Source organism: Hydrogenophaga sp. 2FB (assembly GCF_005503365.1).
Classification (GTDB): Bacteria; Pseudomonadota; Gammaproteobacteria; order Burkholderiales; family Burkholderiaceae_C; genus Hydrogenophaga.
Genome location: NZ_SCML01000057.1, coordinates 20,350 through 40,165 on the forward strand (window position 1 = coordinate 20,350; position 19,816 = coordinate 40,165).

Below are 19,816 nucleotides of genomic sequence, written 5' to 3' on the forward strand. Positions count from 1 at the left end.
CGAGGTCACCGCCGGCAGGACAGCACCAGCAAAAAGCCTCGACCACAGGGTGCGGTGGATGGCGTGCAGAGCTTTAACCACTTTGCACAGGAGGCTTCATGCCCATTTCCGCACCTGACCTCGCAACGGTCACCGTCGCCGCGCTCGACAACTACATGCGCAACCGCCCGGTCGATCAGATCGGCACCGAACGACCCTTCATCAAGGCCCTCATGGGCAAGAAGAAGACCCTGCTGCCCGCTCGCCAATTCTCCGTGGAGACCGTGCGCGAAGGCTACGGCAGCAACTTCGCCTGGTCCTTCGGCGAGACCGCTCGGACCTTCAACAAGCGTTCCACCGCCGCGCAAGCGCAGTTCCCGTGGCGCGTTGCCCTGGACGGCCTGTACCTCGACTGGGACATGCTGTTCTCCGCGGGCATCCGTGTCGATCCGGATCCTGCCAGCAAGGGCAAGCTGGTGCTGGAGCCCAACGAGAAGGTCATCCTCTACAACATCCTGACCGAGCACATGGAATCGCTCGAGCTCGGTTTCGTCGAGAAGCTGGACATCGAGCTGCACCGTGACGGCACGGCCAGCACGGATGCGGTGGTGGGCCTGGATGCGCTGATCTCGCGCACCCCGGCCGTGGGCACCGTGGGCGGCTTGAACGCGGCCACGAAGGCCTACTGGCGCAACTACTTCGCGGGCGCGGTGGCGACCAACGCCCTGCGCGCGACGATGGAAGCCGCCTGGCGCTCGTGCATCCGCAACGGCGGCGCGCCGGACTTCATCCTGGCCGGCTCGACCTTCATCGACGCTTACGCCAGCATCCTCACGCTGACTCAGAACACCGAGGCGGGCAAGCCCAAGACGATCGACGTGTCCACCGGTACCGGCGCTCGCACGGGTCTGTACTTCAAGGGCGTGGAGATCATCTGGGATCCGGTGTTCAGCGTGCTCGACACCCTGGAAGCGCCCGTGGCGGCCAACCTCTGGGAAAAGCGCTGCTACTTCATCAACACCAAGCACCTCAAGTACGAGGACGACGAGATGGCGGTCTACAACCCGACCCCGCCTCACAACGTGCGCGCGACCTATGCGTCGCTGGACCTGCGGTGCGCCATGAAGGTGAACCGCCGCAACGGTCACGCGGTCATCGTCGCCGCCTGATGAACGAAGGGGCCGGCCAAGTGCTGGCCCCTTTGCCCTGATTCCTCAACCTTTCGGAGATACACATGAACTTGCTCATTGCCATGGTCGCCCTCACCATCACGCGCGACCCCATGACCATCCTGCCGCGCGAAGTGCCGGCCCACGAAGTGCCCATCGCACAAGCCATCTTTGGCGAGGACAACGTGGAGGTGCACGGCCCTGTGGAAGGGCAGCGCGTCGAACTCGACATCACGCAGGAGCCGGACCGCCTGAAGGCGAAGTACGGCGAAGAGGCGGTCGCCGCTGCTTACGGCGTGAACTACAAGGCTGCGATCTCCAAGGCCTGCAAGGAAAACGGCATCGAAGCCGCAGGCGCACCGGTCGACTTGGCCGACATGACCAAGGCCCAGTTGCTGGAGCACGCCGCCGCCGTTGGCGTGACGGTGGACCCCGCCGCCACCAAGGCCAAGATCATCGAGGCCATCGAAGCCGCTGGCGCACCGGCCTGATCTTCAACCAGCACCACCGGACCGACCATGCCCCATGTAATTGCCGACCGAGTGCTGGAGGCCAGCACATCCTCTGGATCTGGCCCCTTCACCTTGGCCGGGGCGGTGCTGGGCTTTCGATCCTTCGCCATCGTTTGCGCACTCGCCGACACGGTGCCCTACTACATCGAGGCTGTCGATGACCAGGGCCGACCGACCGGCGAATACGAATTCGGCCTTGGCACCTATTCCGCGGCCAACCAGCTCACCCGCACGACCATCCGGGGGTCATCCAATGGCGGCCTGGCGGTGAGCTTCGCCGCGGGCAACAAGCTGGTCGGCCTGGGTGTGCCGGCGCCAAACACGGCCCAGACGCGTCAGGAGTGGCGCACCGCGTTGGGTCTCACGACGCTCGGCAACTCGCTTGCCACGGTCGCCGACCAGGCCGCGCTGCAGGTCCTCGTAGGGCTCGATCAGCTGGCGCGGCCCGGTGATGTGAAACCCACCGCGAGGGACACCGCGGAGAGCGGCTGGATGATCCTGCCAACGGCACCGTCGAACGTCTCGCGCGTCACCTATGCGAGCCTGTTCGCCGCCATCGGCACGAAGTGGGGCGCGGGGGATGGCGCCACCACCTTCGGCCTGCCGTATGTGCCCGAGGGCCATGCCGTGCTCAACACCGTTGCCGGCGTGGGCACTGCCACCGTCGGTGAGGTGATCTCCCACTCCCACACGATCAATCCCGTTGGCGGCTCTGCCCAAGCACAGTCCGGCCCGAACTTCACGGCGGTTACTGCTGGCGCGACCAGCTCTGGGGCCACCGGTGGCTCCGCCAACCTTCCCGCGGGTGTGAAGTTCCGCTGGCTCATCAAACTCTGAGACTGCCATGAGCACCCTGCCGCCCGCCCAGACCTTCTCCAGCATGCTCAGCACGCTGCGCAGCCGCTGCGGTCTGCACGCCACGCTGGGCAACGCACCAGCGCTCAACGACATCCTGACCGAGGCCAACGACTACGTCTATGACCAGCTCGACGATGGCCTGCCCATGACGTCGATCATCACGCTCTCGGCTGACGTCGCAGAGTACCCATGGGATTCCGATGAGGCGGAGCCGATTGCCCGGGGAAGTGTGCAGACGGTTTGGATCGAGCAGGGCGATTCAGAGCGTGTGCCGCTTCCCCAGGGCATCAATCACGCCATGCGCGCCGACCAGTCGCTGCGCGCCATCCCGCAGCGCTACGACTCGCGCTTCGTGGACGGCATCTTCTCGCTGGAAGTGTGGCCCATCCCAGACCAGACCTACCGCCTGTTCATCGATCACAACCGCGTGCTGACGCGCTTCACGCAGCCCACCGACAAGCCCAGCTGCCCGTCCCGCCTGGTGCTGGGCTACGCGGTCGCCCTGGGCAAGGCCCACTACGGCAAGGCAGATGCGGACACCGCGGGCCAGTCCTTCAAGACCATGCTCTACAAGGCCAAGGTCAAGCAGAAGGAAAACCGGCGCTACCTGCCGCCGACGGCCTGTGATCCTGGCCGGCCGCGCGTGGTGGCCACGGCCAACGGCTTCAGGCAGGTGGGCTGATGGCAGACGTCACCTTCGATCGCTTCGACGGCGGCCTGCTGCTTGCGCGCCCGTCCAGCGTCGCACCGGCGAACAGCCTGCGCAAGCTCATCAACATGGACGTGCAGCCCGGCGGCTGGCTGCGCAGTCGCCCCAAGTGGAAGCCGGCGGTGGGCGGCTTCACGCTGGGCCAACAGTGGAAGGGGTTGGAGTCGAACGCCGGCTACCTCTGGACATTCTCCTGCTGGGACGTGGCCAGCACGGGATTCACCAGCGAGGTGGTGAACCTGGACACGGGAGACCGCATCGTCTATGCGTTCATCTCGACGGGAACCGGTGGCAACTTCGCGGAGGCGGGCCGCGCGCGCCTGTTGGGCGTGGCGCGCTGGAACAACGGCTTTCTGGCCGTGCTTTCCCCTGACGATGGCGCGACCACCCATGCGGCGGTGTTCGCGGTCAACACCAATACGCACGTCGTGACCGGGACGCCTGTTTCCGATGTCAACATGCCCAAGTCCGGCATCATGGTGACCGCCGCCGGTCGCGTCTTCGCCGTGTCCGATGACGGGCAGACCGTGCGCTTTTGCAAGGTCGGTGACCCAGCGGATTGGACCGCGGCGGGCAATGCCGGCTTCCTGCCGGTCTCGCAACATTTCGCCAGCGGCCAACGCGCCTATGCGCTGGGCCAGTACCAGGGCAAGCTGGCGGTCTTCACCGACCAGTCGATTCAGCTCTGGACGATCGATCCGGATCCGACCGCAATGGCGCTCGATCGGGTTGTCGATGGCGTGGGCACGCGGCACCACAGCTCGATCGTCTCGCTTTACGGCGACCTGCTGTTCCTCTCCGAATCCGGCGTGCGCTCACTGACCACGCTGACCAATGCGGCATTCCCCACCGACGTGGATGTTGGGCTGCCGATCAAGCAGTTCACGAAGTCGCCGGCCAACCTCACGCGCTTCTCCAATGGCGGCCTGCAGCCTTCGGTGATCGCGCTCGCGGCCACGCCGATGGCGCAATACTGGGTGAGTGCCCCCGGTCGCTGGCAGGAGGGCTGAGCATGTTCAGCGCCGCCGCCTTCTCCAACCGGCCTTTCTCGTCGGGTCAGATTCCTTTCCGCTCTGTGACGATCGCCCCGAGTCTGGGCGAATACGGATGGGCCGCTTGGACATACAGCCGACAGGCGAAGCTCAATGCCTGGGCCTGGCATGGCCTGGGGGTCGCGGGAACATCGAACATCAATTCGTGGGCGCAGCTTGGCAATTGCCTGTACCTGCGCCGTGAGAACGACCTTCCGCTGTACGTGTTGCGCCCTGACGTGTTCTTCGCTGCTGGCGAGCTGAACAATGAGAGTGCCAATGTCATGGCGGAGACGCAATGGCTCGACTTCAAAGCGCCGGGCAACCTGAAAGCGCTGACCGGCCTGGACTTCGACGGCATGAACGTGCTCACCGTCGAGGTGTATGTCTCCATCAACGGCGGGCGCACCGGCGAGCTTGCCGACACGATCCAGGTGGGCAACGCTGACGACGGCTGGACCTACAACGGCGACGTACTGCCGGTGGAGGCGAGCGGCACCGAGTTCAAGCTGCGATTCATCGGGCACCCGGATCGAGAAGTGCAGGTCAACCGGCTGACCATCTACTTCGATGACCTGGGCAGCCAGTGAGAAACGTCCTGTTCCTGACGACGCCCGCGCTCATCGAGCAAAGCTGGAGCGCCGTGGCGACATTGCTCGCCCCCGTAGTGAGCGACGCCGCACGCGGTGAGTTTTCAATCGAAGACCTCCAGCAGATGGTGCACGACGGGCGCGCATTCGCTGCGCTGATGTTCGAAGCCGGCGAGCCACGCCTGGCCATGGTTTTCGAGTTCCGCCACTACCCACGGAAAACGGTGCTCAACGTCATGGCGCTGGGTGGCAGTGATCTGGCGGGGGCTGCGGTGTCTTTCTGGCCTGCCTTCGTCGCCTGGGCGAAAGAATCTGGCGCACACGAAATCGAAGCCTGCACGGCGCCTGCCATGACCCGCGTTCTGCGCAACCTGGGCTTTCAACACACATACGACCTGGTGAGGCTCACATGCTGATCTACCCGACTTCCGATCCCCGCCACTTCGATCGCCGCCTGCACAAAGGTGGTGACGGCGGCGCGGGCCAAATGCGCGCCGATGAAGAAGAGCGCCAGCGCAAGGTGCAGATGGCCGTGGACACGGTCAATGCTCAATTCGGCAATGGCAGCATGGCGCAACCCACGCGGGAGCAGTTCACCACGACTGAGAGGGCGGCGTTCTCACCTCAATTGCCGGGCAATGAGTTCGATGACACGTCACGGGGTCAGAGTGTTGGCCTCTTCAACGAAACGAGCTCATTCGATGCCGCGGGCTTTGCGCAGGCCATGAAGAACTGGCAGGACTCGCAGGGTGCAGCAGAGCGGCGTCAGGCCATGTACACCGACATCCAGAACGCCACGCGCGACGTCGCAACGCGCGACCTGGACAAGCAGTTCACCCAGGCAAGCAATCAGAACCTGTTCGGCCTTGCGCGCTCCGGCTTGCTCGGTGGCTCGGTGGACGCTGAAGCCGGCGCAGACCTCGCCACGCGCTACGGTGAAGGCCAGATCCGCGCGACGGCCGCCGGCCAGGGTGCCGCCGCCGATCTGCGCAGCGTGGACGAGAAAACGCGGCAGAACCTGATCTCGCTTGCGCAATCGGGCATGGACACCGGTACCGCCGCCTCGATGGCCGCCGGTCAGATGGCCGCTGCGGCAGACAGCGCGCGCAGCACGTCGCAGGCCGCCACCGTGGGCCGTCTGTTTGACGACATGGGGCAGGCCTACCTCACCAACCAGCAGCTGAAAGCACGTTACCCGGCGACCGGCACGCAGGGCAGCGGCACGCCGGGCTACTCCAGCAACCTCTTCGCCGGCAATTCGTACGGCGGCACCGTCCGCAAGTGAGGTAAAGCATGGATCCGATCACCATTGGCCTGATGCTCGCAGGTGCCGCGATCACGGCGCACGGGCAGAATCAGGTGCTCAAAAAGCAAAGTCGCATTGCCGTTGCCGGTCAGCAGGAGATGCTGAACGAGCGCAACAAGGCCACCGACGTGGCGCTGCGCAAGGCGCTGGAGTTCAACCCGGACAACCGCGCCGAGCAGCAGCAAGAGATCGCCCAGGCCATGGAAGGCGACTACCGCCAAGCCGTGGAGGGCACGCCCATCACCGCCCAGGGCGTTCAGGTCGGCAGCACCATCCCTACCGCTGCCGGCACCGGCGACTACCTCGCAGCGACGGCGCGCGAGAAGGCAAAGAGCACCGAATCACTGCGCACCCTGGCCCAACTCATGGGCCGTATCGGCTCGGCTGGTCAGCTGCGCCGCAATGAGGCTGTGGGCATCGGCGACACGGCCGGCGCGATCGGCCGCATCCAGAACGGTGCCGACAACATGAACCAGATCAACAGCCACCAGGCCAACATGGTGACGCCCAGCCTGGGCTCGCAGTTGATCGGCGGCGCGCTGACCTCATACGGAGCCGGGCGCATGGCCTCTGCGGGACTGGGTGCCGCGAAGGTGCCCGCTGGCGCCTACTCCAACCCCGACATCATGCAGGCCGGCTTCCGTCCGGTGTCGGCCTGGAACGGAGGCTAAAACCATGCGATTTCGACTTGCAACCAGCGGAGCCGGTGGCGGTGGCCAGGACCTCGCCGGCGGCGTTGGCAACCTGTTCCGTTCGATCTCCATGGCTCCCGCTATGGCTGCACAGGCCGCCGAGGAGGCGCGCAACGTGCAGAGCCAGATGAACGTGCGCAATGCCCAGACCGCGCTCTACCAGGCCAAGGCCGGCGAGGTCGAGGACCAGCGCGAGCGCGGCACTCTCGGCTCCATGATGCAGACGGCCATGATGCAGCGCGGCGTGCCGCTGCACCAGCAGGAGGAATTCGGCGGCTTCATGCGCACGGGCCAGCTGCCTGCGAAGTACGCGACGCCAGCGGACGACATGGGCCCGGTGATGCAGGCGCCCAAGATGTACCAGGACGACACGGCCGCACGGATCCTGCAGACGCTGGGTCTGACCAACACCGCCATGACCGTGGGTGACAGCAACAGCTTGAACATCGCCAAAGCGGTCGGCGAGTATCAGGATCAAGACGTGATGGCGGAAGCTGTGGGCGCCGCACGCCGCGGCGACGACATGGGCATGAGCAGGCTCAACACTGTGCGCGGGAAGAAGGAATTCACGCCGTTCGCAGCCGTGGGCACCACCGGCACCGCGCTCAACCAGGTGACCGGTGAGCAAGACGTCGCAAATGCGGGCCTGCGCGCGCTCTTCGGCAACAAGACCGCGGCGGAGATCGAGGCCGACAAGGCACGGGCCGGCGCATCGCGCGCATCGGCTGCCAGCAGCTACGCCAGCGCAGCGAAGACGCGCCAGGACATGGACCAGGGCTTGCGCACGGGTGACCTGCAGGTGGTCACCGGGCAGGACGGCGCCATCACCGTGGTCAACAAACGCACGCTGAGCGCGCAACCGGTGCTGGATGCCCAGGGCCGCCCCGTCATCAAGGGCGCAGCCGGTGGTGGTGGCAAGGCCCTCACCGAAGGCCAGGCAAAGGCCAACATCTTCGGCGGGCGCATGCTCGAATCGAACAAGATCCTCACCGAGCTGGAGCGCGAGGGTGTCCAGCGGCCGGGCAGCATCAAGGCCATCGCGGAAGGCACTGGCCGCGTGCTCGGCTTGGGCACCGATTCGATGGGTGGCACTCTCTCTGACATCGCGGGGTCGGCGACCAACTGGACGCAGTCGCCGAAGCAGCAGAAGGTCGACCAGGCGCGCCGCGACTTCATCAATGCTGTGCTGCGCCGAGAGTCTGGCGCCACGATCCAGCCGATGGAATTCACCAACGCGGAAAAACAGTACTTCCCGCAGCCGGGTGATGATGATCTCGTGATCGCACAGAAGCGTCAGAACCGGGAACTCGCCACCCGATTGATGCTTCAAGAGGTGCCAGAGACGCAACGGTATCGCCCGCGCCCGGGTGCCCACACTCAACCCGCAGAACGCCCCGGTGGCGCCACTGGCGGCTGGGACGCCACGGGCGGGGCACCGGGTGGCGGCTGGTCGATTCAGCGAGTGGAGTGACCCATGGCAAAATTCAAGATCACCGGCCCGGACGGCGCCAGCTACGAGATCACCGCGCCCGACGGCGCCAGCGAGCAGGATGTGCTGTCCTACGCTCAGCAGAACTTCGGTGGCGGGCACAATGCCGCGCCCGCGGCACCTGCCTTGCCCAAGGTCGACGCGCCCACCAGCGGCATGGCCATGGGCCTGCGCGACCCGATCGACGCGGGTGCGCAGCTGCTGCGCCGCGTGGTGCCTGAGGGCGTGGGGCGCGCGGTGGACAACGTGGGCAACTGGCTGGCGGACAAGGGCCTGCCGGTGGCCCGTTCCACGGGCGTGCAAGGCGTGGATAACATCGTTCAGGGCGTGAACCAGAGCTATGACGAACAGCGCCGCGCTGCGCAGCCGCCGACGCTCAATGGCCTGATCACCGGCGAGCGTCAAGATCCGGGCTTCGACTGGGCACGCCTGGGCGGCAACATGGTGAACCCCGTGAACTACGTGGGCGGCGGAGCGCTCAAGGGCGCCACCACTGCTGCCCAGCTCGCGCGCGGCGGCGCCATGGCTGGCGGCATCTCTGCGCTGTTCCAGCCGGTGGTGGACACCACAGACGGCTTCTGGGGTCAGAAGGCTGGCCAGGCCGCCATGGGCGCTGCTGCAGGCGGCGTGCTCACCCCGGCTGTGGCCAAGGTCGGGCAAGGCCTGGCCAAGGGCGCGCGGGCGCTGACCACACCCACGCCGCGCGGCAACGTGTTCACGCCCGATGGCGTCAACATCCGCGTGAACAACATCCTGCAGTCCCAGGGCCTGAACCTCCAGGACGCTCCCGAAGTGATCCTGCAGTCGGTGCGCCGCCAGGTCGAGGAAGCCGGCCGCACCGGTGGGCGTCTGGATCCTGCGGCGATGCTGCGCCGCGCTCAATTCGAGGCCGTGGGCCTGGCAGACGATGCCGCGCCGACGCTCGGCCAGATGACGCGCGACCCGATGCAGTTCGCGAACGAAAAGAACCTCTCAGGCGTGCAGCTCAACCGCGGCGCGCGCGGCATGGGCAACGACCTGGCCGACCGCTTCCAGCTCCAGAACCAGCGCCTGGGTGAGGTGTTCGACCACATGGGCGCACGGGAGGCCACGGACCGCGTCACGGCCGGCCAGAGCTTCATGGACGCCCTGCGCGAAGCTGATGCGCCTGTGCGCGCCGGTGTGGACGATCTCTACAACACCGCGCGCGGCATGAACGCGGGCCGCGCAGCGGATCTCGAGCGCGCCACCTTCAGCACCAACGCGAATAACGCCCTGGACGAAGGCATGTTCGGCGCGTTCCTCCCTTCCGACGTGCGCAACCTGCTCAACCAGATCAGCGAGGGAAAGACGCCTTTCAACGTCGACGCGGCCGTGCAGATCGACACGCTCCTGTCCCAAGCGCAACGCCGCGCCGATCGCGCCGGTGACGCCGCCGCCGCGCGCGCCGTGGGTGTGGTGCGCGATGCGCTGCACGGCACGCCCCTGGCCGCCGCGCCCGCGCAAGCTGCTGCAGGCGGGATGGCCGATGATCTCGGTCGCGCCGCTGGTGAGGTGGTCGATGAGGGCGTGACGGACGTCGTGCCGCGCATGGCGCCGCAGTTGCCGCGCCCGCCCGGCACCGCACTGGCCACCGACATCGAGTTTCCGCAGATGCCCACGCCCGGCACTGCCATGGGCCCAGCGATGGCGCCACCGATCGACGAAGGCGCCGCCGCGCGCGCCGCGTTCGACCAAGCGCGCCGCGCCGCGCGCGACCGCTTCGCCACCATCGAGGCCACGCCCGCGCTCAAGGCGGCGCTCGACAATGACGCCCCCGATCAGTTCGTGCGCAATTTCATCCTGAACGCCGATGTGCGGGACGTGGAGGCCATGCGCAACGTGCTGCAGAACAGCCCGGATGCGCTGTCCCAGGCCCGAGCCCAGGTGGCCGACCACTTGAAACGCGCGGCGTTCGGCGAGAACGTCAGCGGCGACAAGGGCTTCACCTCCGAACGCTACCTGAACACGGTGCGCGCGATCGGCCCGCAGAAGCTGCAGGTGTTCTTCTCGCCCGCCGAGATCGTACGATTGAACCTGGCCGGCAAGGTGGCCAGCGACATCAACAGTATTCCGGTGGGCGCGAAGTACGGGACGAACTCCAGCGGCACCGGCGCGGCCGTGATGAACCTGCTGTCTCAGCTCGGTAGCCGGACCGTGGGGCGTATCCCTGGCGTGGGGCCGGTGGCTGGTTTGATTGCCGACAAGACGGGCGCGATGCGCACGGAACGCGCGATCGGCCAGGCGCTCTCACCGGCTGCGGCGGAACCAGCGCGCGAGCTTTCGCCCGAAGTTCTCCGCGCGCTTCAGCTGCTCTACCCGGCGGGCGGCGTCGCGGGTGGCGTTCTTGGCGGCGCGGCGATCAACTAGCCAGTGCACGGGCGCCCACACGAGGGGCGCCAGAACGGCGGCGAGAACGATGCGCAGGGTGTCGTTGTCCATCGCCGGATTCTAGGCGGCCTACTTGATTTTGGTCACTATGGCCTTGCCAGCTTCCGACAGGATTTCGCCCACAGTGCTCAATGCCGCCTTGGTCGCCTCGGCGGCAGGAAGTTGAACTCCGGTATCAGGTTGCTTCGCATCCAAAGGTGCAAACGCGTATTTTGCGAACCCAAGGATCATCACTGTGACAGACAGTATCAGTGAGCCGCAGAGCCCGGCAGCGAGAGGGGAAACGTCCTTCGTGATGTTGCTTTCGACGGCGAACACCAAGGTGCTGAGCAGGATGATGAATGCAACGACTGTGGCCATGCCTATGCCGATCGCAGCCGTCCTGTAGAGCCGCCTGTGCGTGGTGTCGAGAAGTCCTTCGTTTGCCCGTCTTTCCAACTCTGTCTGGTCGCTCGCTGTGCGAGGTGTTGGCGGTCCAACGAAGACTATTCGACGCGGGTCTCTTCTTGGAGGTAGAGAGTCGCCACCTAGATCGTCATGAGGCTGAGGGCGCGGAATTGGGCCTACCGAATCGATGGGATCGTCCGGCATCAGATCAACCGAAGATTTTGTAGCCTGTACGTCATTGCGACCTTGGACACACCAAACATGCCCGCCAGCTCATCTAGGTTGGTAGCTTGACCGGAACGGTACACTTTTCGCAGTGCATCCTCTGGCATTAGCACGGATGCAGCGAACAGGTTGGCTTCTCGTTCGATGGGGTCTGTGGCTGAAGCCGAGAAAACTGAAGGGTAGTCGCGAAGCGCATCAGGATGGCCGAGCGCGAAGTGTCCCAGTTCGTGAGCAATGGTGAACCGCTGACGCACGGGTGCATCGCTAGCGTTCACTTCTATGAGATGCGAGTCACGGATGAATCGTCCGCTGTATGGGAAAGGCTCAGCATCGAAAGGACTCCGATGGGACACCTCTAAGCCGGAATCAAATGCCAACTGTTCGACATCGACAGGAAGCACGCCATTCCATTGAGATTGCAACATCTGCGCGGCAGCTATTGCGGGGTCACGTGAGAAGTAAACAGTGGGCGAAGCGTAAGACATTGAAGTGAGGCTCCAGGAAAGGTAGGGTACCCGGGGCAGGTGCGTAACTTCTGTTACGCGAATAGTAGTGTGTGGCCTAGAGCTTTGAATTTCAAGGGGTTTTTTTCAACCACTTCATGTAGCTCATGAACTTTTGGGCCATTTGGCGATATCGGCATTGAGTTTACCGATCATCGATTTTGGATGGTGATATCGCAATTTGAGTGGATTTAAGTGACCGATCCGACCCTCTAGATCACTTTTCGGCACTGCGCGCATCGCCTGGGCTGACCATTCCGCGGCACTTACCCACCGCGCGAATGGAGAGATCCCCATGCCAGCAACAGTCCAGATCATTGAAAAGAACGGTGTCGGCGGTACTCCCACCGACAAGACCGGCGGCAACGTCCGCATGAAGAAGGCCGACAACAGCACCGTCGACCTCGTGAATCCGCTCGTGAAGCCAACCAGCGGCTCCGACTGGTCTTTCGAGAAATGGCTGCGCCTCAACATCACCGGTGGGTCGTTCACGCAGATGACCAACGCGAAGATGTACACCGACGGCTCCAGCGGCCTCGGGACCGGCATCAACTTGTGGGCCAAGGCTGTGGCCAGCTACACCACGCCTGCACTGGGGTCCGCGAGCACTGGCTACACCAACGCCTTTACCTACAGCAGCGGGGCACCGCTGAGCCTGGGCGCCGGCCCTTTCACGGGCACCGGTGAGAAGGGCGATCACGCTGTGCTGCTGGCGGAGGTCACCAGCGCAGCTGCAGGTGGGCTCACGCCCAGCGAGGCACTGACCTTCGGCTGGGACGAGATCTGAACATGGGGAAGCCAACCCCTTTCACGATCGTCCGTAACGAGGGCATGCCACCGGTGGCCACGAACGGAGCCACGCGGCTCATGTGCCTGGACGCCGACGGCGAAGTGCGCCTGCGCCGGGCCATCCGAACGGTCATGGTCGCGCCGATGGCCGAACGCCTGATTCCGCAGCTCAATGCCCTGTCGGGTGAGCTGCTCGCCAACACGATGTCGGCCGAGGACGTGGCCGCGCGCCTGCACGCGCTGCAGCTGTCCTGCACCCCCATCGAGCCTCAACACGTGGAATGGGCTTATGTGGAGATCGCCGGCGTGCGCGTGTATACCGACGGCACGGATGTGATCGTCACGCGCCAAGACCTGTTGGTCTAACCCTCAGGGGTTGATATGGCCGCGCCAACTCCCCTCGGCCTAGTCACGCTCACATCAGGCGGAGGATCTCTAACCGTTCCCGCAGGCGCAACGGGCGCGGTTGCTTTCTGGGGCGAGTACGGAGCCTTTGCTGGGATGACGACTTTTTCGTCGTCCTTCGCCATTGCGAACACCTCCGACAGAACTCAGACGCCATCGATCAACGGCACGCACAACGGCACCGGTCTCTGGCGTTTCGATGTCTCAACTACTGGCGCTGGGCAGACATTCACGCCTACGTGGTCCAACTCACCAGGGCAAGGCCCAGCACTCACGATCGCGTTTTTCAAAGACCTGGATTCGAACTGGAAGGATTCAACCAGGTTCGCCACAAACCACAATCAATACGCTACAACAAGCGGGAGCGTCACTGCCGAGACCGACGCCTATGTCTTGGTGTTTGAATCTCAGGATGGAGGTACAGCGCCCGGCGTGCCGGTTGGACGCACGCTGGTGCAAAACCGCTCGGAGAACGCGATTGGAGGTGTGTTCTATCGAGTCAATTCGCCAACGGCTGGCTCAAACACCATTACCTCGGGGAACAGCAACTTCCCCGGTGTTGCGATTGCCAGCATCAAAGGCGCATCTGGAGGTGGTAGCACCCCGGTGACGATCGCAACGTCGCTGTCCTCCGCCGTACAGCTGGCGCGAACCGCCACCGCGAACGCGGCACTCGCAGTGCAGGCGCCGCAGCAGGCCAACACCTCGCTGGCCATGGCGGTTTCGGCCGCGAGCTCCGCAACCGTCAGCCTCGACGCAGCTGTGCAGCAGGCGAAGGCTGCGAATGCACTCGTGCAGGTCGCGGTGCAGGCGCCAGGTCTGGCAGGCTCAGATCTCGCGCTGGCGGTTCAAACCGCGCGCACCGCCGCTGCGACGCTTGATTCGGTGGTGCAGCAGGCCAAGACCGCCGCAGCGAGCGTCGATCTTCAAGTGCAAGCGCCCTCGGAGGTCGGCACGGCCGTGAGCCTGATGGTGCAGGCCGGGTCCGAGCTCAGCGCCTCGCTGGCCATCGCCGTGCGCGAGCTGCGCGACGTCACCTCTTCGCTTGCGATCGCGGTTTCGCAGGCGCGCACCCTTGGCGCATCTGTCGACGTTGCCGTGCAGCTGGGGCGGACCGCAACCGCGAATGCTTCCCTGGTGGTGCTGTCGCCTCGCCAGGCCGGCGCAGCGATCGACCTGCAGGTGCAGGGTGCCAGTACGCAGGTTTTGGCGCTGCAGGCCGCCGTGCAGTTCGCCACCGCCGCGGCCACGTCTGTGCAAATGGCAGTCGCGAGGCTGGCCAGCGCGAACGTGGGGTTGGCCGCAGCGATCTGTCTGCAGCGCACCCTCGGCGTGGCTATCGAGGCGGCTGTGCGCCACAGCGAAGTGGCGGCGCTTGGGCTGTCGCTCTATGTGCTGGACGCATCGGGATTCAGCCGCGATCCATCGGCATACCGCTCCAGCGTTCCGGCTGGCACCTACACGTCCAGCGTGCCACCTGGTGAATACACGTCCGGCGTGCCCGTCGGCGTCTACCAGTCCCAGGTGCCACCCGGCTCCTACACCTCCACGGTCCCAGTGGACTGATCACATTTCACGAGAGGACACCCCATGCCCATCGACAAATTCGACATGCAACCCGGCGAGGTGCAGGACTTCGACATGCTCTATGGCGAGTACCTGACGCTCATGGCTGACACGCCAGCCACCCACGTGGTGGACCCGCTGCCCACCGGCATCAACCTCCTGCATTCGGAGATCGTCGGGCAGAACATCAAGCTCTGGGTTTCTGCGGCGGTGGCGGGGAGATACAAGGCGACCGGGCGCATGACCACCACCGGCGGGCGAACGAAAGAGCACGAGATCCTGATCGTGGTGCGCGACGTCTGATCACTTTTTGGCGTTCCGGGGTGGATGGGCCTTGACCATCACCGGCCATGAACTTGCATCTGAGCGCCATCAAAGAAGCCGTCGAGGCAGCCACGATCTACGTCAGCAACAAGCTGACATTCCTTGGCGGCGGGACGGCCGCTGTCTTCGGTTTTCTTCATCAAAACATGGTCGCAATCTGTGGCTTCGCCCTAGGCGTGCTGGGCTTCATTACGAACCTCTATTTCCAGAAGCGCCGCGACATGCGCGAGCAGCGCCTGCGGGAACTGGCCGAGCTAGAGGAAGACCGCCGCGAGCGCGAGCACGTGCGGCGCATGCAAAAGATGATGTCGCGGCCGGCGCCGCTCGAAGAGGAACCTTCATGAACTTCGACGACGCTTTCCACGCGCTGCTGGGCCATGAGGGCGGCTACGTTGACCACCCCAAGGATCCGGGCGGTGCAACCTGCTGGGGTGTGACCGAGCGTGTGGCGCGCGCCACCGGCTATTCGGGCCACATGCGCGACCTTCCCGTGGACCTCGCCAAGGCCATCTATCGCCGGGACTACTGGGACGCCGTGAAGGCCGACCAGCTGCCCGCCGCGGTGCGCTACGCCGTGTTCGATGCCGCGGTGAACTCTGGGGTGAAGCAGGCCGTGAAGTGGCTGCAGCGCTCCGTGGGCGCGGTCGACGATGGCGCGCTCGGACCCAAGACCCTTGCACTGGTGAGCGAGGCCAACGCCTTCCAGCTGAAGAGCACGATGCTCGGCACACGTTTGCAGTTCATGACAGACCTTCCCACCTGGCCGGCCTTCGGCAAGGGCTGGGCCCGGCGCATCGCCGCACTTCTTGGAACCTGACCATGGACTGGCTGAAAACCATCGCTCCTACCGTCGCCACCGCGCTCGGCGGCCCACTGGCTGGCCTGGCCGTGGATGCGCTCGGCAAGGCCTTCGGCTGGCAGGATGCCACCACCGAGAAGGTGCAGGAACTGCTGGCCATCGGCCAGTTGAACGCTGAACAGATCGCCGCCATCAAGATCGCCGAGATGGACCTGGTCAAGCACGAGCGCGAACTGGGCTTCAAGTTCGAAGAGCTGCTGACCAAGGACCGCGACAGCGCGCGCCAGCGTGAAGCCGTCGTGAAGGACAACACCAACAAGATCCTGGCCTACGTCGTGGTCGGTGCCTTCATCACCATGGTGGCCTCCATCCTGATGGGCTGGAGCAAGGCCGAGAGCGTGATGGCCGGCACGCTGGTGGGCTACCTGTCCGCCAAAGCGGAGCAGGTGCTGGCGTACTACTTCGGCTCCACCAAGGGCAGCGCCGAGAAGACCGCGCTCATTGCGCGCGGGCAGCAACCCAAATGACCACCCTGGGCCTGATCTGGCTGGCATCCATCGCCACCCTGGTCTAGGCCCTGTTCCTCTGACCGAGTCTCCCTCCAACTATCGCAGTTGCCACTCGACTGTTGGTTTCGCCCCCTGGCCCTCACCGGTCAGGGGGCTTTTTCGTTTCTGGCAGGGAGGCTATGCCGCGCGGCGGAGGGCAACGACCTTGCCGCCTCTGGATGCCGGCGCGCTCCGCTGGCAGGCGACAAGGAAAGCCGCCCACTTGGCCAGCGCCGCCCGACGTTCGGGGATTTCTTCCCGCACGTCGTAGATGCCCTCCATCCCCTGCAGCTTGTGGTTCAGGGCGATTTCCGAGATCTCCCGCGAGATGCCCATGTTGCGCATGTGACCCTTGGCGGTTGACCGCGTGTCGTGCGGGGTGAAGCGGCGGATGTCCAGGTCGTTGCGATCGAATGCTCGGGCGATGGCTGCCCAAAGCGTCGTCTCGCCGACGTGGGTGTCGCCGCCGTGCTCGCGCAAGCGTTTCTCCGTGCGTGCCGGCAGCACGAACTCGGAATCGCCGGACAGGGCAAGCAGCTCCCGGAACCACTCCACCACCACGGGCACCAGCGGCACGAGGAACCCGGCGCGCGTCTTTACGGACTCGTCGGGAACCCACCACGTGCCGCGCTCCAGGTCGAGGTGTTCCTTGCGTGCCTTGACCAGCTCAATGCCCCGAACGCAGGTGGCCAGCAGGATCAGCAGAGCGAGGGAGTTTTCCCGGCCGATCGCATCCGTGTCGCGCAGCAGCACGCGCAGCTCGGCCTGGTCCAGCATGAGGCGCTTGCGAATGGGCGGCCGGGGCCCCTTGATGGCCGACAGCTGAATGCCAGTGCACGGGTTCGCCGGGATGATCTGCCGACCGACTGCGTGTTCGAACAGCTTCGACGCCGACGTGATCAGGCGCTTGCTGATGGTCCACGTCCGTTTCGCCGATTCGATCATGGCCACGATGTCCACCGGCGTGATGCTGTCCACGCGCCGCGCGCCAAGCTTGGGCAGGATCACCTGATCGAAGTCCACCAGCCGGTACTTGATCGTCTTGGCGGCATAGGCGGGCTCGACCAGCACCTTGTCGCGCAGGTCGGCCACCAGGTCGCGCACCGACCAGGCCGCCATGGCGCGCACCTTCTCCTGGCCTTTCTCTGCGCCAGGGTCGCGGCCTTCGTCGATGGCCACCCGGTGCGCACGCGCCTTCTCGCGCGCGGCGGACAGGCCGATGTCGGGGTAGTTGCCGATGGTGAGCTCACGCCGACGGCCTTCGATCGCACGGTAGCGCAGCACCCAGGTGGCGGTGCCGGAAGCGGAAAGGGTGAAGGTGAGGCCGTCGCCGTCAGACTTTGCGACGGCTTCGCGTTTGGCCATCCAGGCCTTGAGCTGGATGTCGTTGAGGAGGTGAACTGATTTCGCCACTTGGTTCCTGTTCTGGGTAGCTGGGCGGTCTAGCTACCCAGCTAGCTACCCAATTCCCGTGTGATGTTGTGCCGCGAGTTGACACGTCGGGAAACAGAAACGCAAGGCTTTACAAGGGGTTGCGCGGGGTCATGGACCGCACCGGAACACTGTGGAACGTCATTAGAACTTGCAGGTGGCAAGTTTCATGGTGGACCCATCGTATTGGTTGGACAGCGTGCTGGTGCACGGCAGCGAAGCGCCAAGTATGCGATGAACCGATCGCTCGATCGAGCGGCCCCGTCACTCGGCCGCGAGCCGCCGCAGACGTTTGAGGAAGACCGTCATTTCCTTGACTGACTGGTGGTCCCCTTGCTGTTCCGCCACGGCCAGGCCCTGGGTCCAGGCCGCTTCGGCGGCATTCAGGCGTTCGAGCTGGCGCAGCGCCACGCCGAGCAGTTTCCAGGCGGCCGAGTGGTGCGGATTCTGCGCCGTGGCCTGCGTCAGGTGCAACACGGCGGCTTCAGCGTCCTCGTCCTTGAGGCAGGCCTGACCCAACCCGAAACGCAGCAAGGCGTTGTCGTGGCCCTCGGTCAGCATTTTTTCCAGTCGTTGGCGCATGGCAGCTCCTGTTGAGGTGAGGGCGCTGGTACCCAGGTACCTGGCCAAAAGGAAGGCCGCGGCGCTGCTCAAGGCGAGGGCGAGCCCGTTTGGCGCGTGATGCGGCGGGCCAGCAGGGCCGCCAGCGCCGGCGCCAGGGCAAAGCTTGCGAATAGCCAGACCGCGGCGGAGCGCGCGCCCAGCGGACCGCCCGGGTCGGTGAGACCGGCGGCGTTCGCCACCAGGCCGGCGACCGCCGCGCCCACCGCCATGCCGTAGAGCTGGATGGTGGTGATGGCGGCAGACGCGGTGTCACCTTCACCAGCGGGCGCCAGGTTCAGCACACGGTTCAGCAGATGGGGCCAACCGATGCCCACGCCGGCGCCCGCACCCGCCAGCGGCAGACCGCAGAGCAGCAGGCGCATGCCGGGGCTCAGGTCCGCGCTGCCGGGTACCACCACGGCCAGGGCCAGCAGGCTGATGGTGGTCAGCACGGGGCCGGCCCGCAGCAGGCGAGCGGCGGCGGCGCCATCGCGGCCCGACGACAGCAGCGAGCCCGCGCTCCAGCCACCCGCCATGGCGGCGGTGAGATAACCCGCCGCCAGCGGCGGATAGCCGTGCAGCACTTGCAGGAAGTAGGGCACGTAGATCTCGGTCGTCGTGCCCACCAGCAGCAGTGCCACGATCGCGTACACCGCGCCCAGCGGCGAGCCCAGGACCGTCGCGCCGGAAGGCAGCAGGCGCACCGCGGCCTTGCGGTCCACCGCGATAGCGATGGCGCCCAGGGCCAGGCCACCGGCCACGCCCAGGCCTTGCCACACCAGCAGCGGCGACACGCTGCCCGCGGCGATCAGCAGCACGGAGCCGGCGAGCAGGCCCACCTGCACAAAGGGCACGTCCGGCTTCTGACCACGGCCGGCCACGGCACCGGCTGCAGGGCGCAACTGCACCAGCACCACCAGTGCCTGCAACAGCGAGATCGGCAGCAGGATCCAGAAGGCCCAGCGCCAGTGGCCGGCCTCGGCGAACAGGCCGCCCGCGGCCGGGCCGCTCAGCGTGGCGATGCCCCACATGCCGGAGACCAGCGCCACCGCGCGCAACCACAGGGCGGGCTCGAACACGACGCGGATCAGCGCGTAGCTCAAGGCCGCCAGGGTGCCCCCGCCCAGGCCTTGCACGCTGCGGCCGACCAGCATCCAGCCCATGGCGCCGGCGCTGGCGCAAATGGCCGAACCCAGCGCGAACACACCCAGGGCAGCAAGGCAGGCGCCGCGCGGCCCGAGGGAGGACAGCAGGCGCACCGAGAGCGCGGCGCCGACGATGGAGGCGACCACGAACAGGGTGGTGTTCCAGGCGTACCAGTCCAGCCCGCCGATGTCCTGCACCACCGAAGGCAGCACGGTGGTGACGATGTGCACGTTGATGGCGTGCAGGGCGACGCCGCCGGTCAGGGCGAGCGCGAGCCAGCCGTTTTTTCCTTTGAGCAAGTCGCTCCAGGAGGCGGTGGCGGGGAGGGGCGCGGTGAGGGTGGACA

Annotated in this window: 23 protein-coding genes; 18 read left to right on the top strand and 5 right to left on the bottom strand. The window is 65.6% G+C overall.

Annotated elements, in window-relative coordinates:
* Positions 1-98: 98 nt before the first annotated feature.
* The 11 genes from FFS09_RS25175 to FFS09_RS25225 all read left to right on the top strand — a co-directional run bounded on the left by FFS09_RS25175 (position 99) and on the right by FFS09_RS25225 (position 10,723).
* On the top strand, positions 99-1,148 hold the full coding sequence (locus FFS09_RS25175; RefSeq protein ID WP_137921684.1) for a phage major capsid protein: 1,050 nt from the start codon (positions 99-101) through the stop codon (positions 1,146-1,148).
* Positions 1,149-1,213: 65 nt separating this feature from the next.
* A complete protein-coding gene (locus FFS09_RS25180) occupies positions 1,214-1,639 on the top strand; it encodes a hypothetical protein (RefSeq protein WP_137921685.1) in 426 nt (141 codons plus the stop codon).
* A gap of 27 nt (positions 1,640-1,666) precedes the next feature.
* The gene (locus FFS09_RS25185) at positions 1,667-2,497 is read left to right on the top strand and encodes a tail fiber protein (protein WP_137921686.1); all 831 of its coding nucleotides are present in this window, start codon (positions 1,667-1,669) and stop codon (positions 2,495-2,497) included.
* 7 nt (positions 2,498-2,504) lie between these two features.
* Positions 2,505-3,200 carry a hypothetical protein gene (locus FFS09_RS25190; protein WP_137921687.1) on the top strand — a complete coding sequence of 232 codons (696 nt, stop codon included), beginning with the start codon at positions 2,505-2,507 and terminating at the stop codon, positions 3,198-3,200.
* The gene (locus tag FFS09_RS25195; RefSeq protein ID WP_137921688.1) at positions 3,200-4,237 is read left to right on the top strand and encodes a hypothetical protein; all 1,038 of its coding nucleotides are present in this window, start codon (positions 3,200-3,202) and stop codon (positions 4,235-4,237) included. Before FFS09_RS25190 ends, FFS09_RS25195 begins: the two co-directional genes overlap by 1 nt.
* Before the next feature lie 2 nt (positions 4,238-4,239).
* Positions 4,240-4,848, top strand: a complete 609-nt coding sequence (locus FFS09_RS25200; RefSeq protein ID WP_137921689.1) for a hypothetical protein — start codon at positions 4,240-4,242, stop codon at positions 4,846-4,848.
* Positions 4,845-5,264 carry a hypothetical protein gene (locus tag FFS09_RS25205; RefSeq protein WP_137921690.1) on the top strand — a complete coding sequence of 140 codons (420 nt, stop codon included), beginning with the start codon at positions 4,845-4,847 and terminating at the stop codon, positions 5,262-5,264. Before FFS09_RS25200 ends, FFS09_RS25205 begins: the two co-directional genes overlap by 4 nt.
* Positions 5,258-6,133 carry a hypothetical protein gene (locus FFS09_RS25210; protein WP_137921691.1) on the top strand — a complete coding sequence of 292 codons (876 nt, stop codon included), beginning with the start codon at positions 5,258-5,260 and terminating at the stop codon, positions 6,131-6,133. The genes FFS09_RS25205 and FFS09_RS25210 overlap by 7 nt, the downstream gene beginning before the upstream one ends.
* A gap of 8 nt (positions 6,134-6,141) precedes the next feature.
* A complete protein-coding gene (locus tag FFS09_RS25215; protein WP_137921692.1) occupies positions 6,142-6,825 on the top strand; it encodes a hypothetical protein in 684 nt (227 codons plus the stop codon).
* Between the two features lie 4 nt (positions 6,826-6,829).
* Entirely contained in the window at positions 6,830-8,317 is a 1,488-nt protein-coding gene (locus FFS09_RS25220) for a hypothetical protein (RefSeq protein ID WP_137921693.1), read from the top strand.
* A gap of 3 nt (positions 8,318-8,320) precedes the next feature.
* Complete coding sequence (locus tag FFS09_RS25225; protein ID WP_137921694.1) at positions 8,321-10,723, top strand: hypothetical protein; 2,403 nt, start codon at positions 8,321-8,323, stop codon at positions 10,721-10,723.
* 90 nt (positions 10,724-10,813) lie between these two features.
* On the opposite strand, the gene FFS09_RS25230 is transcribed toward FFS09_RS25225, so the two are convergent.
* On the bottom strand, positions 10,814-11,104 hold the full coding sequence (locus FFS09_RS25230; RefSeq protein ID WP_137921695.1) for a hypothetical protein: 291 nt from the start codon (positions 11,102-11,104) through the stop codon (positions 10,814-10,816).
* Between the two features lie 230 nt (positions 11,105-11,334).
* Complete coding sequence (locus FFS09_RS25235) at positions 11,335-11,841, bottom strand: ImmA/IrrE family metallo-endopeptidase (protein ID WP_137921696.1); 507 nt, start codon at positions 11,839-11,841, stop codon at positions 11,335-11,337.
* A 313-nt stretch (positions 11,842-12,154) separates the two neighbouring features.
* Here FFS09_RS25235 and FFS09_RS25240 point away from each other — a divergent pair, with 313 nt between their 5' ends.
* The 7 genes from FFS09_RS25240 to FFS09_RS25270 all read left to right on the top strand — a co-directional run bounded on the left by FFS09_RS25240 (position 12,155) and on the right by FFS09_RS25270 (position 16,269).
* The gene (locus FFS09_RS25240; RefSeq protein WP_137921697.1) at positions 12,155-12,646 is read left to right on the top strand and encodes a hypothetical protein; all 492 of its coding nucleotides are present in this window, start codon (positions 12,155-12,157) and stop codon (positions 12,644-12,646) included.
* 2 nt (positions 12,647-12,648) lie between these two features.
* Positions 12,649-13,014: a hypothetical protein gene (locus FFS09_RS25245; RefSeq protein WP_137921698.1), complete on the top strand. Its 366-nt coding sequence runs from the start codon at positions 12,649-12,651 to the stop codon at positions 13,012-13,014.
* 135 nt (positions 13,015-13,149) lie between these two features.
* Entirely contained in the window at positions 13,150-14,619 is a 1,470-nt protein-coding gene (locus FFS09_RS25250; protein ID WP_137921699.1) for a hypothetical protein, read from the top strand.
* Between the two features lie 24 nt (positions 14,620-14,643).
* On the top strand, positions 14,644-14,922 hold the full coding sequence (locus FFS09_RS25255) for a phage fiber-tail adaptor protein (RefSeq protein ID WP_137921700.1): 279 nt from the start codon (positions 14,644-14,646) through the stop codon (positions 14,920-14,922).
* 47 nt (positions 14,923-14,969) lie between these two features.
* Entirely contained in the window at positions 14,970-15,287 is a 318-nt protein-coding gene (locus FFS09_RS25260) for a phage holin family protein (RefSeq protein ID WP_137921701.1), read from the top strand.
* Positions 15,284-15,760, top strand: a complete 477-nt coding sequence (locus FFS09_RS25265; RefSeq protein ID WP_137921702.1) for a glycoside hydrolase family 108 protein — start codon at positions 15,284-15,286, stop codon at positions 15,758-15,760. The genes FFS09_RS25260 and FFS09_RS25265 overlap by 4 nt, the downstream gene beginning before the upstream one ends.
* A gap of 2 nt (positions 15,761-15,762) precedes the next feature.
* A complete protein-coding gene (locus FFS09_RS25270; protein WP_137921703.1) occupies positions 15,763-16,269 on the top strand; it encodes a hypothetical protein in 507 nt (168 codons plus the stop codon).
* Between the two features lie 159 nt (positions 16,270-16,428).
* On the opposite strand, the gene FFS09_RS25275 is transcribed toward FFS09_RS25270, so the two are convergent.
* From FFS09_RS25275 to FFS09_RS25285, 3 genes are all read right to left on the bottom strand, one after another.
* Complete coding sequence (locus FFS09_RS25275; protein WP_137921704.1) at positions 16,429-17,703, bottom strand: tyrosine-type recombinase/integrase; 1,275 nt, start codon at positions 17,701-17,703, stop codon at positions 16,429-16,431.
* Positions 17,704-17,985: 282 nt separating this feature from the next.
* Positions 17,986-18,303 carry a tetratricopeptide repeat protein gene (locus tag FFS09_RS25280; RefSeq protein ID WP_137921705.1) on the bottom strand — a complete coding sequence of 106 codons (318 nt, stop codon included), beginning with the start codon at positions 18,301-18,303 and terminating at the stop codon, positions 17,986-17,988.
* A gap of 68 nt (positions 18,304-18,371) precedes the next feature.
* A partial coding sequence (locus tag FFS09_RS25285; protein ID WP_212745154.1) for an MFS transporter occupies positions 18,372-19,816 on the bottom strand: 1,445 nt, incomplete at its 5' end.